Here is a 12236-nt window from a genome sequence, read left to right as displayed (position 1 = left end):
CCCCGAGCGTCTCAAGGTGGCCGGGTGCCTGCCAGTGCCAAAGGTCCCGGCGAGGCTGAGGTGCAGGTCACAGGCCTGGGTGCTCGGAGAGCGAGATCCGCCGTGGCACATCTCGACCCGCCACGACAGGCACGCTGACCCGTCCTACGGTGGCCTCATGAGCACACCGGGACCGCAGACGACTCCGCACGAGGGCGAGCAGCACCGCAGCGAGGGCACCGGGGCCCGGCTCAACCGGTTGCGTGCCGGGGTGCTGGGCGCGAACGACGGGATCGTGTCGACCGCGGGGGTCGTCGTGGGCGTCGCCGCCACCAGCACCTCGATCCCCGTGATCGCGACCGCAGGGGCCGCGGCGCTGCTCGCAGGCGCGCTGTCGATGGCCGCGGGCGAGTACGTCTCGGTGAGCACGCAGCGCGACACCGAGGAGGCCATGCTCGCCAAGGAGCGCCACGAGCTCGCGACACTCCCCGACGAGGAGCTGGTCGAGCTCGCCGGGATCTACGAGGCCAAGGGCCTGACCCCCGAGCTCGCGCACGAGGTCGCCGCCCAGCTCACGGCGCACGACCCGCTCGCGGCCCACGCCGACGCCGAGCTCCGGATCGACCCCGACGACCTGACGTCCCCGTGGGAGGCCGCGGTCGCCTCGATCGTGTCGTTCACGGTGGGCGGGCTGCTGCCCATGGCGGCGATCCTGCTCGCCCCGACGGCGGCCCGGATCCCCGTCACGTTCGTCGCGGTGGTCCTCGCGCTCGTCCTGACCGGGTGGGGCAGCGCGCGGCTCGGTCAGGCGCCGACCCGGCGCGCCACGATCCGCACCGTCCTGGGCGGCGCGATCGCCATGGCCGTCACGTACGGGATCGGTTCTCTCGTCGACGTGAACGTCTGACGAGAGGGCAGAATCGTCCTGTGGCCAAGAAGCAGAAGTCGCCCCACGCCGGCACCCCCGCGCTCGTCGCGCTCGAGAAGGCCGGCGTCCCGCACACGGTGCACCCCTACGAGCACGACCCGACCTCCGGCCTGAGCTACGGGCTGGAGGCCGCCGCGGCCATCGGCATCCCCGCCGAGCAGGTGTTCAAGACCCTGGTGGCCTCGGTCGACGGGGCGCTCGTCGTGGGCGTCGTGCCCGTGGACCGCAAGCTCGACCTCAAGGCCCTCGCCCAGGCGGTGGGTGGCAAGAAGGCGGCCATGGCCGAGCAGGCCGCGGCCGAGCGCGCGACCGGGTACGTGGTGGGCGGCATCTCGCCGCTGGGCCAGCGCCAGCGGCTGCGCACCGTGATCGACGAGTCGGCGCTCGCGTTCGACGCGATGTACGTCTCGGGCGGGCGTCGCGGGCTCGACGTGGGCCTGGCGCCGGCGGACCTGGTCTCCCTCACGGGCGCGGTGACCGCACCGATCGCACGGGACTGACGTCCGTCCCGTCGGACCGAGGGCCGCTACCGCCTCGCGGCCGGTAACACCGTCTCACCATGTGCGACGGGGGTTCCGGTCCGTGGACGGCGTTCCTAGAGTGGCGAACGTGCCCGAGCGGTACCGACCGCGCGGCACGCACCGCTTCCCCGCGCCGTCCGGCCCGCACCACCTCTGCCGCCCTGCCAGCCCGTGAGCCCTCAGGAGGACCCCATGCCCGCACCCCTCGACACGACCGAGAAGATCGCCGCGTACGCCCACCCGGACCGCCTCGTCTCCACCGGCTGGCTCGCCGAGCACCTGCACGACGAGGACGTCGTCGTGGTCGAGTCCGACGAGGACGTGCTGCTCTACGAGACCGGGCACATCCCGGGCGCGGTCAAGGTCGACTGGCACACGGACCTCAACGACCCGGACCTGCGCGACTACCTCGACGGCAAGGGCTTCGCCCAGCTCCTGGGCTCCAAGGGCATCTCGCGCGACACCACGGTCGTCCTGTACGGCGACAAGAACAACTGGTGGGCCGCGTACTCGGCGTGGGTCTTCACGCTGTTCGGCCACGAGGACGTCCGCCTCCTCGACGGCGGGCGCGGCAAGTGGATCGCCGAGGGCCGCGAGACCACGACCGACGTGCCCGCACCCGAGCCCGTCGAGTACCCCGTGGTCGAGCGCGACGACGAGACGATCCGCGCCTTCAAGGAGGACGTGCTCGCGCACCTGGGCAACGGCCCGCTCGTCGACATCCGTTCGCCGCAGGAGTTCACGGGCGAGCGCCTGCACATCCCGGACTACCCCGAGGAGGGCGTGCTGCGCGGCGGTCACATCCCCACGGCGCGCAACGTCCCGTGGGCGACCGCGGTCGCAGGCGACGGCACCTACAAGTCGCGCGAGGAGCTCGAGGCGATCTACCAGGAGGGCGGCCTGGGCCTGTCGACCGACGACGACGTCATCACGTACTGCCGCATCGGCGAGCGGTCGAGCCACACGTGGTTCGCGCTGACGTACCTGCTCGGCTTCGACAAGGTCCGCAACTACGACGGCTCGTGGACCGAGTGGGGCAACGCGGTCCGCGTCCCGATCGTCAAGGGCGCCGAGCCGGGACAGGTGCCCGCGCGCGTCTGAGCAGGCAGCTCCCGCAGGGGCACCCGTGCCCGACGACGGTGGGCCGGGTCGCGCACCCGGCCCACGCCGTCGGGCACTCGTCGCGCGCGCCGGGCGCGCCGGAGGGCGCGGCTCAGACGCGACGCAGGGCCGGCGGGACCCAGCGGCCGTCGAGCGCCTCGGGCAGCGGCGCGTAGAGCCGCATCGTCACGCCCAGCGGCCCCCTCGGCGCGGGGAGCCAGTTCGGCTCCCGCTCGGGACCGGGGCTCTCGTGCTGGAGGTAGAGGTCGAGCGAGCCGTCCGCGCCGTACCGCAGGTCGTCCCGGTCGCCGAGCGCGAAGCGGTCCAGCGCGTTCGCGGCCTGGAAGCCCTCGGCGTCGTACATCGTGACGGACCAGAACGCGGCCGCGGGCGGCAGGTCGTCGGCGTCGAAGTGCAGGACGTAGTCGTGGTCGCCGGTCACGGCCTGCCCGTCGGCGTCCGTCAGGAGCAGCGGGTAGATCGCGTCCTCGACGGGGTTGGCGCCGAGCCCCACGAGCGTGACGACGGCCCGCTTGAGGTAGAAGTTCCCGTAGACGCCCATGGTGTCGCGGTAGAGCATCCACCCGTCGGCCACGGTCCCGAGCGTGGCCTGCGCGGTGCTCAGCAGCTCGCGCCCGCTCGTCGCGCCCGCCTCGATCTCCGCGAGCTCGGCCTCGTCGAACTGGCCCGGGTCGAAGTCCTCGCCCGGCACGATGCCGAGCGAGCCGATGCGCGCGAGCACCGAGAAGTCCGTCAGGTGCGGCGGGTTCACGTCGAGCAACCGCGTGGCGTAGGAGAAGAGGTCGACCGCGCTGAGCGCGTCGGCCAGGCGCAACGGCTCGGTGCGCATGTCGGCAGCCGGGTCGATCTCGAACGGTGGGCGGTCCCCCAGGGCCCGCACCGAGAACCCGTCCTGCACCGCGTGGACCGCCGGGTAGTCCGCGACACCGTTCGTCTGGATGCGCCCGATGGCCCACACGTGCGGGGTCGGGGCGACGATCAGCGCGACGTCCTCCGGCAGGTCGTCGTAGAACTCCATGAGGTCGCCCTCGTAGTCCGGGCCGACCACCAGGTAGTCCCCCGCTCCCGTCCCGGTGGTCCGCTTCCCGATCGTCGCGAAGACCTCCGTCCACATGTCCAGCAGGGGCAGCATGTAGTAGCGGTCGTCGGTGTCGGGCACGTGGAGGAGCACCGGCCCGTGCGTCAGGTCGAGCCACAGGTTCGAGTACAGCGTGTCGAAGTTGGGCCGCACGACGGCACGGAAGTCCGCGGGCGGGAACTCCCGCAGGTGGTGGAACGCGTTGGGCGGACCGAACCCGGGCCGCTTCCCCGCCTCCACGTTCGTCGCCTGACGCCTGGACAGGTCCATCGTCACGAGCGGGTAGAGGTAGACGTACGCCTCCTGGCTCAGCGTGCGCAGGTCGTTCGACAGGGTTCCCATGACGCTCCGTCCCTCGGCGCCGTGCGTCGGCGCACTCGTGGGCCAACGTATCCAGGGCGCGCGGGCGGCGCTCGTCGAGGGCGGGCGTGGCTGCCGGGCGGGTGTCGCGGGTTCCGAGTCGGGTCCTCGTCCGCAGTGCGAGGAGCCCGACGGCGGAGCCGTCCGCTGGGCGGTCCGGCGCTGCCGGCGCACGGCCCGGGTGGGAGGATCGACGGATGACTGACGACGCCGCGACCGAGCTGCCCCCGGTCCTCGCCGAGATCCGCGACGACTTCCTCGCCCTCGGGGAGCGCGACCGCCTCCAGCTCCTCCTGGAGTTCTCGCGCGAGCTCCCGGACCTGCCCGCGCGCTACCAGAACTCCCCCGGTCTGCTCGAGCGCGTCGAGGAGTGCCAGTCCCCCGTCCGGGCGTTCGCCGAGGTCGAGGGCGGTGCCGTCCACCTGTACGCCACCGCTCCCCCGGAGGCCCCGACCACGCGCGGCTTCGCGTCGATCCTCGCCCAGGGCCTCGACGGCCTGACGCCCGAGCAGGCGCTGGCCGTCCCCGACGACTACCCGTTCACGATCGGGCTGACCAACGCCGTGAGCCCCCTGCGCCTCAACGGCATGACGGGGATCCTGCTGCGTGCCAAGCGCCAGATCCGCGAGCAGGTCGCGGCCGGGTGACCCGGCCCGCCGGCACCGGGCCCGTGCCCCGGCAGGACGTTTCCGGCCGTCCCGTCGGCGGCGGTGGCAGGTCGACGGGGGTCGTGGTGCGACGCGTCGCCGCCGACGAGTGGGCTCGCGCGCGCGACCTGCGGCTCGAGGCGCTGCAGGACCCTGAGGCGGTCCGTGCGTTCCTCACGTCGTACGCCCAGGCGTCCGCCCAGCCCGACTCCGTCTGGCAGGAGCGCACGGCACTGGCGGCCCGGGGCGACCAGGCGGCCCAGCTCGTCGCGACGGCGGGCGACGAGTGGGTCGGGACGGTCACGGTCGTGGTGCAGGGCCCCGGTGCCACGGACGTCCTCGGTCGTCCGGTCTCCGAGGCGCACGGGACCGTCGTCGCGGTCTACGTCCGCCCCGGGTCCCGGTCCGCCGGCGTGGTCGACGAGCTCCTCGACGCCGCCGCCGACTGGGCTCGCGGGCGTGGTCTCGTCCGGCTGACGCTCGACGTGCACCGCGACAACCCGCGGGCCCGGGGCGCCTACCGCCGCTGCGGGTTCGTCCCGACGGGTCGCACGTTCACCGGGCCGGTCGGTCCCGAGGTGGAGATGGCTCGCCCGGTGCGCCCGACCGCCTGAGCGTCGGTCGCGCGTCGGACCCGCAGGTCAGCCGCGCGCCTCCTCGTTCCTCGCGTCGAAGCGTTCGCGGTGACCCTGGATCTCCTCGGTGTTCCCCATGGCCCACTGCACCAGGGCCAGGACGGGCGGCAGGAGCGTGCGGCCCAGGTCGGTGAGCTCGTAGTCCACGCGCGGAGGGACCACTGCATGGACCGTGCGGCTCACCAGCCCGTCACGCTCGAGCTGGCGCAGGTTGAGCGTGAGCATCCGTTGGGAGATCCCGCTGATGCCGTGCAGGAGCTCGGTGAACCGCAGCGGCCCGCCGGAGAGCGTGCCGAGGATGAGGACGCTCCACTTGTCACCCACGCGGTCCAGGACGCGTCGGATCTCGCTCGTCGCGTGATCGGCGCCGCAGCCACCGCCGCCGGGCGCAGGCATGGGCACCGGCACGGGCTCTGCCCCGGCGACGGGCACGTGGAGCGCGTCGCGACCCGGCGAGCTCCCGGCCCCCTCGGTGGTCGTGGTCATGCGCACTCCCTCTCCGTGCCCACCGGAACACCGGTGTGCCTTTTGTAGACCATCTTCAGGTTACCCATGATGTCCTCCGGCACAAAAAGTGACTGACCCTACGGACGGTCACTAGCACGCCCCCCTGGCGCCCACGCGCCACGACCTCGAAGGAACCTGATGAACACCGCCCTCTGGATCGCCGCAGGACTGCTCGCCGTCGCCTTTGCCGGCGCGGGCCTCATGAAGCTCACGACCCCGGCCGGCAAGCTCATGGAGAAGATGCGGTGGGTCACGCCCGGGCGCCTCACGTCCGTGCGGGTGCTCGGAGCGCTCGAGGTCCTCGGTGCGCTCGGCCTGATCCTGCCGCTGGTCACCGGGATCGCACCGATCCTGACCCCGATCGCCGCGGTCGGTCTGGCGATCACGCAGATCGGCGCGATCCCGGTGCACGTGCGCCTGGGCGAGAAGCAGTCCGTCCCGGTCAACACCGTCCTGCTGCTGCTCGCGGTGTTCGTCGCCGTGGGGCGCTTCGCGGGCTGGGGTGCGTGACGCCGTCGGACTGCTGAGACGCGCGTCGAGCGTGACGTCCGGGCCGTCACGGGACAGCCCGGGACAGCCCGGGACAGCCCGGACGTCGCACGTGTCGTCGCCCCGCCGGGCGACCCGTCCTCAGGCGGCGTCGCGCAGCGCCAGCCTCCGTGCGAGCACCGCGCACACGATGAGCTGGAGCTGGTGGAACACGATCACGGGCACCGCGACGGTTCCCGCGACAGCGACCGGGAAGAGCACCGCGGCCATGGGCAGCCCCGTGGCGAGGCTCTTCTTGGACCCGCACATGAGCAGCGCGATGCGGTCCTCGACACCGAGGCGCAGGCCCGCACCGCCCCACCACGTCACGGCCAGCATGATCGCCAGGATCACACCGCTGATGCCGACGAGGCCCAGGATCGTCCATCCCGAGATGCCCGCCCACACGCCCGCGCTCGTCGCCGCGGCGACCGCACCGAAGACCACCACGAGGATCGTGCCGCGGTCCACGGACAGCGTGAGCCACCGCCGGGCCCGGATCCAGCTCCCCACGAACGGCTGCAGGAGCTGCCCCACGACGAACGGCACGAGCAGGTGCAGCAGCACCTCCCGCAGGCCGCTCAGCCCGCTCGTCGCACCGCTCGACGACATGAACCACAGCACGAGCAGCGGGGTCACGACCATGCCGACCACGTTCGAGACCGTCGCGCCGCAGATCGCGCCCGCGATGTTGCCGCGCGCGACCGACGTGAACGCGACCGACGACTGCACGGTCGACGGCAGCAACGACGAGAAGAGGATGCCCGCCGCGAGCGGCTCCCCGACCCATGGCGTCACGGCCCAGGCCACCACGAGGCCCACGAGCGGGAAGACCACGTACGTCGCGGCGAGGATGCCGCCCTGCAGTCGGACGTTCTTGAGCCCCGCCCAGACCTCGGACGTGGACAGCCGCATGCCGTAGACGAGGAACAGGACGGCGACCGCGACGTCCGCGACCGCGTCCACGACGCGCTGGACCTCCGCCGGGACCGGGACCACGAGCCCCAGGACCATGGTGGCGACAAGAGCCACGACGAACGGGTCGACCCACTGCTTCAGCACCTGGCGCACGAGGCCAGAGTCTAGGTGTCGCCCGGGGCGACAGCCTGGTCGGCCCATCTGTCAGAACAGCGTGTAGCCGCCGTCGACCGTGACGACCGCCCCCGTCATGAAGCTCGACGCCTCGCTCGCGAGCATGACCACGACGGGCCCCAGCTCGGCGGGCGTCCCCCAGCGCTTCATCGCGGCGGGCGCGACGCAGTCGTCGTAGAACTCCGGCCGGTCCACGGGGGACATCTCGGTCACGATGTACCCCGGCGCGATCGCGTTGACCCGGATCCCGTGCGGCGCCCACTCCGCGGCCAACCCCTTGGTGAGCTGGTGCACCGCCGCCTTCGACGCCAGGTACGCGGGCTGCCACCGGGGGCGGTTCACGATCTGCGCCGACATCGAGCCGACGTTGACGATCGTCCCGCCCCGGCCGTCGGCGACCATCTGCCGGGCCACGGCGCGCGAGCAGTACCAGACGCCGTCGAGGTTGGTCGCGAGCGTGCGGTGCCACACGTCGTCCTCGATCTCCAGGGCCGCGCCCCCGATCGAGATGCCCGCGTTGTTGACGAGCACGTCGACCCCGCCGCCCTCGCGCCCGACCTGCGCGACGACGTCGTCCACCTGCTCGCGGTCCGTCACGTCGAGCTCGTAGCCGTGCGCGTCGAGGCCCAGCCCGCGCAGCTCGTCGGCCGCGGCCCGCGCGGCCTCGAGCGTCGTCGCGGTCAGCGCGACGCGCGCTCCCGCTTCCCCCAGGGCCTGGGCGAGGCCTCGACCGATGCCCCGGCTCCCGCCGGTGACCAGGGCCGTGCGGCCGGCGAGGGAGAACGTGTCGAGGACGGGCATGGCATTCCGATCGGCAGGAGGGAGGGCGCCCGGGCACGAGCAGCGGGCGGGCACCCACGTCGAGGGGTACGACGACGGCGCCGACCCCGCGAGGGGTCGGCGCCGCGGCGGCTCAGAAGTCGAACAGGTCCTCGAGCCAGGACTCCTTCTTCTTGCGCTTGCGGTAGCGCGGGTCGTCGCTGCGGTACTGGTCCGAGCTGCGGTACTGGTCGCTGCCGCGGTACGGGTCGGACCCGCGGTACTCGTCACGACGGCGGTCGTCCCCGCGGTACTCGTCACGACGGCGGTCGTCCGCGTACCCGTACGGCGCGGGCGGCGGCGGGACGGGGAGCTGCTGCGTCGGCGGGTACTGCACGGGCGTCGAGGCGTGCGGCGCGGCCGCTGCCGCGGGGCCACCGGCCTCGGCGGCGATCTCGGCCTCGAGGCTGCGGTCGATGATCTTGTCGAGCTCACCCCGGTCGAGCCACACACCGCGGCACGTGGGGCAGTAGTCGATCTCCACGCCCTTGCGGTCGGACATCACGAGCACGGTCTGGTCGAGAGGGCACAGCATGACGGGTCTCCTTCGTCGGGTCGAACGCACAACGGTCGGCGCGCGGCGGTGGTTCCCGTCTCGCCGGACGCCCGCGGGCGGGGCAGGGCACAGCCTACGACGGGCACGTCACACCTCGAAGAGGTATCCCATGCCCGGCTGCGTGATGATGTGCCGCGGTTTCGCGGGGTCGTCCTCGAGCTTGCGACGCAGCTGCGCGGTGTACACGCGCAGGTAGTTCGTCTCGGCCGAGTACGCGGGTCCCCACACGTCGTGCAGGAGCTGCAGCCGCCCGACCATGCGCCCGCGGTGGCGCACCAGCACCTCGAGCAGCGACCACTCGGTGGGGCTGAGCCGGACCTCCTGCCCGGCCCGCAGCACCCGGCGGCGGGCCAGGTCGATCCGCAGGTCCCCCGCCTCGACGACGGGCTCGGAGACCTCGGCGGGCTGCGCACGACGCACCGCTGCCCGCAGTCGCGCGAGCAGCTCGTTCATCGCGAACGGCTTGGTCACGTAGTCGTCGGCGCCCGCGTCGAGCGCGTCGACCTTGTCGTCGCCGAGCTGGCGCGCCGAGAGCACCACGATCGGCACGGCGCTCCAGCCACGGATGCCCTCGATGACCTCGAAACCCGACAGGTCGGGCAGCCCGAGGTCGAGGAGGATCACGTCGGGTCGGGCGCTCGCCGCGGCGTCGAGGGCCTCGGCACCCGTCGCGGCCACGGTCACGTCCCAGCCGTGGGCGCGCAGGTTGATCGCGAGCGCCCGCACGAGCCCGGGGTCGTCGTCGACGACGAGCACGCGGTTGCCGTCGGCGCTCATCCGCGCACCTCGTCGTTCTCGCCCGCGCCGTCCAGGTCCGGTGCGGCCGTGCGGTCTCGTTCGACGTGGGTGTTCACGTCGTCATCCTCCCGTGCCTCGCGCGGGACCGTGAGCACCATGGTCAGTCCTCCGCCGGGCGTGTCCTCGGGCGTGATGCTCGCGCCGACGGCCCGGGCCAGGCCGTCGGCGACCGCGAGCCCCAGGCCCAGCCCTTCACCGGTCGTGTCGCCCAGGCGTTGGAAGGGTTCGAACATGCGGATCTTGGACTCGTCGGACAGGCCGCGGCCCGTGTCGACGATCCGCAGCTCGATCTCGCGCGGCCCCGCCGAGGCCGTGATCCGCACGGGCTCGCCGGGCGGGCTGTGCCGCACGGCGTTGGACGTGAGGTTCGCGACGGCACGCTCGAGCAGGCCGGGGTCGGTGCGCACGAGCGGAAGGTCGTCGGGCACGTCGAGGCGCACGACGCCCGGCCCGTACGGTTCGACCGCGAGCGGCACGATCTCGTCGACCGACGCGGCGCGCAGGACCGGCCGCACGCTCCCGGTCTGCAGCCGGGACAGGTCGAGCAGGTTGTCGATGAGCTTCTCGAGGCGTCCGGTCGAGTCCTGGATGGTCCGGGTCAGTGCCTCGGTGTCCTCGGCGTCGAGGTCGACGTCGGGCGACGCGAGGCCGTCGACGGCCGTCCGGATCGACGCGAGCGGGGTGCGCAGGTCGTGCGAGACGGCCGCGAGCAGGGCGGTGCGGGTCGCGTCGGCCTCCTCGAGGACGGCGGCCTGGGCCGCCTGCTCACGCAGTCGCCGGTACTCGAGGACGAGCCCCGCCTGCGCCGCGAACGCCTCGAGGACCTGGCGGTCGCTCGCGGGCAGGGCCCTGCCCCACAGGGACAGGCGGTGGTGGTCGTCGACGCGCAGCTCGGTGCGCTCGGCGCGGTCCAGGTGCCCGACGGCGGAACGCGCCCCGGTGGGCTCGCCCTCCTCCGCGGCGGTCCGGTCGGCGTCGGCAGGGGACCCGGCGCTCTCGGCGCGGCCCGTGCTCGCGACCGTACGCCACGGGGCCCGCTCCCCCGACCGTGTCTCGAGCTCGACCCGCGAGAGCCCGAACGTCTCGGCGAGGCGCGTGACGATGGCCTGCGCGGTGTCCTCCCCCGAGAGCACCGACCGCGAGAGGGCCGCGAGCGTCGAGGCCTCGGCCCTCGCCCGGTACGCCTGCACGGTCCGCCGCGCGGCGAGGTCCACGACGGAGGCGACGGCGGCGGCGACCAGGACGAACACGAGGAGCGCGAGGAGGTTCTCGGGGTCCTGGACCGTGAGGAAACCGGTCGGGGGCGTGAAGAACCAGTTGAGGCACAGGAACGACACGACCGCGGCGGCCACGGCGGGCCACAGCCCGCCCACGAGCGCCACGCCCACCGAGCCGGCGAGGAACAGCATGAGCTCGGTCGAGAGCGACACGTCCTCGCGCAGGAGCCAGAAGACCCCGGTCAGCACGGCCGGGACGACGAAGGCCAGGGCCCACCCCGCGGCACGGCGGCGCCGGGACAGCGCCGACCACCGGCCGCGCAGCAGCCGTCCCGCACGGGCCTTCTCGTGCGTGACGAGGTGGACGTCGATCGTCCCGGCGAGCCGCGCGATCTCGGTGCTCGACGACCCGAGCAGCGCCTCGCGCCAGCGCGAGTGCCGGGAGACGCCCACGACGATCATGGTCGCGTTGACCCCTTGCGCGAAGTCGACGACGGCCGAGGCGACGTCCTCGCCCACGACGGTGTGGAACGTCCCGCCGAGCGACTCGACGAGCTCGCGCGAGGCGGCGATGGCCGCGGGCGGGGCGCTGGGCAGCCCGTCGGTCGCCAGGACGTGGACCGCGACGAGCTCGGAGCCCGCGGCACGCTGGGCGATGCGGGCGCCGCGGCGCAGGAGCGTCTCGCCCTCGGGGCCGCCCGTGACGGCCACGACGATGCGTTCGCGCGCGGGCCACGTGCCGACGATCGCGTGGTCGGCCCGGTAGCGGGTCAGGGCGTCGTCGACGCGGTCGGCGAGCCACAGGAGCGCGAGCTCGCGCAGCGCCGTGAGGTTGCCCGTGCGGAAGTACGAGGACAGCGAGGCGTCGATCTGCTCGGCCCGGTACACGTTGCCGTGCGCGAGGCGGCGGCGCAGCGCCTGGGGCGAGAGGTCGACGAGCTGGATCTGGTCGGCGTCGCGCACGACCTGGTCGGGCACGGTCTCGCGCTGGCGCACGCCCGTGATGGCCTCGACGTCGGCCGTGAGGGACTCGAGGTGCTGCACGTTGACCGTGGTCACCACGTCGATGCCGGCGGACAGGAGGTCCTGCACGTCCTGCCAGCGCTTGCGGTGCCGGGAACCGGGCGCGTTGGTGTGGGCGAGCTCGTCGACCAGGGCCACCTGGGGGGCGCGGGCGATCACCGCGTCGACGTCGAGCTCGGTCAGCTCGACGTCGCGGTGGCTCACGACGCGGCGCGGCACGACCTCGAGGTCCCCGACCTGCGTGATCGTGGCGGCTCGCCCGTGCGTCTCGACGAGCCCCACGACGACGTCGGTCCCGCGCGCCCGGCGCCTGTGGGCCTCGCCGAGCATCGCGAACGTCTTGCCCACGCCGGGCGCGGCCCCGAGGTACACGGTGAGCAGACCCGGGCGGCGGGCGGCGTCGTCGGGCATCCCTGCCCTGCGGAC

General features: G+C 73.4%; 13 protein-coding genes. 6 read left to right on the top strand and 7 right to left on the bottom strand.

Going from position 1 to position 12236, the window contains the following annotated elements; all coding sequences use genetic code 11:
- The first annotated feature begins 157 nt into the window (after positions 1-157).
- The 3 genes from NHG27_RS03225 to NHG27_RS03215 all read left to right on the top strand — a co-directional run bounded on the left by NHG27_RS03225 (position 158) and on the right by NHG27_RS03215 (position 2529).
- Positions 158-886 (top strand): VIT1/CCC1 transporter family protein, encoded by a 729-nt coding sequence (locus NHG27_RS03225; protein ID WP_193720105.1) that lies wholly within the window; start codon positions 158-160, stop codon positions 884-886.
- A gap of 20 nt (positions 887-906) precedes the next feature.
- On the top strand, positions 907-1407 hold the full coding sequence (gene ybaK / locus NHG27_RS03220) for a Cys-tRNA(Pro) deacylase (protein WP_193720104.1): 501 nt from the start codon (positions 907-909) through the stop codon (positions 1405-1407).
- 213 nt (positions 1408-1620) lie between these two features.
- Positions 1621-2529, top strand: coding sequence for a sulfurtransferase (locus NHG27_RS03215; protein ID WP_193720103.1), 909 nt, complete (start codon positions 1621-1623; stop codon positions 2527-2529).
- Between the two features lie 112 nt (positions 2530-2641).
- Here the strand turns inward: NHG27_RS03215 and NHG27_RS03210 are convergent, their stop codons facing one another.
- Entirely contained in the window at positions 2642-3970 is a 1329-nt protein-coding gene (locus NHG27_RS03210; protein WP_497014720.1) for a DUF1254 domain-containing protein, read from the bottom strand.
- Positions 3971-4185: 215 nt separating this feature from the next.
- On the opposite strand from NHG27_RS03210, the gene NHG27_RS03205 reads away from it, so the two are divergent.
- Together NHG27_RS03205 and NHG27_RS03200 are read left to right on the top strand one after the other, a co-directional pair.
- Positions 4186-4635: a SufE family protein gene (locus tag NHG27_RS03205; protein ID WP_497014719.1), complete on the top strand. Its 450-nt coding sequence runs from the start codon at positions 4186-4188 to the stop codon at positions 4633-4635.
- 86 nt (positions 4636-4721) lie between these two features.
- Complete coding sequence (locus tag NHG27_RS03200) at positions 4722-5249, top strand: GNAT family N-acetyltransferase (RefSeq protein ID WP_497014718.1); 528 nt, start codon at positions 4722-4724, stop codon at positions 5247-5249.
- Positions 5250-5276: 27 nt separating this feature from the next.
- Here NHG27_RS03200 and NHG27_RS03195 read toward each other — a convergent pair whose 3' ends face one another.
- On the bottom strand, positions 5277-5756 hold the full coding sequence (locus NHG27_RS03195; RefSeq protein WP_497014717.1) for a winged helix-turn-helix transcriptional regulator: 480 nt from the start codon (positions 5754-5756) through the stop codon (positions 5277-5279).
- 159 nt (positions 5757-5915) lie between these two features.
- Here NHG27_RS03195 and NHG27_RS03190 point away from each other — a divergent pair, with 159 nt between their 5' ends.
- On the top strand, positions 5916-6287 hold the full coding sequence (locus NHG27_RS03190; RefSeq protein ID WP_497014716.1) for a DoxX family protein: 372 nt from the start codon (positions 5916-5918) through the stop codon (positions 6285-6287).
- 120 nt (positions 6288-6407) lie between these two features.
- Here NHG27_RS03190 and NHG27_RS03185 read toward each other — a convergent pair whose 3' ends face one another.
- The 5 genes from NHG27_RS03185 to NHG27_RS03165 form a co-directional block, all read right to left on the bottom strand.
- The gene (locus tag NHG27_RS03185; RefSeq protein ID WP_497014715.1) at positions 6408-7376 is read right to left on the bottom strand and encodes a bile acid:sodium symporter family protein; all 969 of its coding nucleotides are present in this window, start codon (positions 7374-7376) and stop codon (positions 6408-6410) included.
- Between the two features lie 51 nt (positions 7377-7427).
- Positions 7428-8198: an SDR family NAD(P)-dependent oxidoreductase gene (locus NHG27_RS03180; RefSeq protein WP_193720098.1), complete on the bottom strand. Its 771-nt coding sequence runs from the start codon at positions 8196-8198 to the stop codon at positions 7428-7430.
- A 112-nt stretch (positions 8199-8310) separates the two neighbouring features.
- Complete coding sequence (locus tag NHG27_RS03175; protein ID WP_497014714.1) at positions 8311-8751, bottom strand: TFIIB-type zinc ribbon-containing protein; 441 nt, start codon at positions 8749-8751, stop codon at positions 8311-8313.
- A 108-nt stretch (positions 8752-8859) separates the two neighbouring features.
- Positions 8860-9549: a response regulator gene (locus NHG27_RS03170; protein WP_497014713.1), complete on the bottom strand. Its 690-nt coding sequence runs from the start codon at positions 9547-9549 to the stop codon at positions 8860-8862.
- Positions 9546-12221 (bottom strand): DUF4118 domain-containing protein, encoded by a 2676-nt coding sequence (locus tag NHG27_RS03165; RefSeq protein ID WP_497014736.1) that lies wholly within the window; start codon positions 12219-12221, stop codon positions 9546-9548. Before NHG27_RS03165 ends, NHG27_RS03170 begins: the two co-directional genes overlap by 4 nt.
- Positions 12222-12236: the final 15 nt, after the last annotated feature.

The organism is Oerskovia sp. 140933 (assembly GCF_059651515.1).
The sequence above is the reverse complement of the archived record's forward strand: the minus strand, read 5'-3'. Positions and strand labels throughout refer to the sequence as shown.

What these genes read in the sequence shown, in the direction of transcription:
- NHG27_RS03225 (WP_193720105.1), top strand. Translation starts at nt 158, where the DNA reads ATGAGCACACCGGGACCGCAGACGACTCCGCACGAGGGCGAGCAGCAC.
- NHG27_RS03215 (WP_193720103.1), top strand. Translation starts at nt 1,621, where the DNA reads ATGCCCGCACCCCTCGACACGACCGAGAAGATCGCCGCGTACGCCCAC.
- NHG27_RS03210 (WP_497014720.1), bottom strand. Translation starts at nt 3,970, where the DNA reads ATGGGAACCCTGTCGAACGACCTGCGCACGCTGAGCCAGGAGGCGTAC.
- NHG27_RS03205 (WP_497014719.1), top strand. Translation starts at nt 4,186, where the DNA reads ATGACTGACGACGCCGCGACCGAGCTGCCCCCGGTCCTCGCCGAGATC.
- NHG27_RS03195 (WP_497014717.1), bottom strand. Translation starts at nt 5,756, where the DNA reads ATGACCACGACCACCGAGGGGGCCGGGAGCTCGCCGGGTCGCGACGCG.
- NHG27_RS03190 (WP_497014716.1), top strand. Translation starts at nt 5,916, where the DNA reads ATGAACACCGCCCTCTGGATCGCCGCAGGACTGCTCGCCGTCGCCTTT.
- NHG27_RS03180 (WP_193720098.1), bottom strand. Translation starts at nt 8,198, where the DNA reads ATGCCCGTCCTCGACACGTTCTCCCTCGCCGGCCGCACGGCCCTGGTC.
- NHG27_RS03175 (WP_497014714.1), bottom strand. Translation starts at nt 8,751, where the DNA reads ATGCTGTGCCCTCTCGACCAGACCGTGCTCGTGATGTCCGACCGCAAG.
- NHG27_RS03170 (WP_497014713.1), bottom strand. Translation starts at nt 9,549, where the DNA reads ATGAGCGCCGACGGCAACCGCGTGCTCGTCGTCGACGACGACCCCGGG.
- NHG27_RS03165 (WP_497014736.1), bottom strand. Translation starts at nt 12,221, where the DNA reads ATGCCCGACGACGCCGCCCGCCGCCCGGGTCTGCTCACCGTGTACCTC.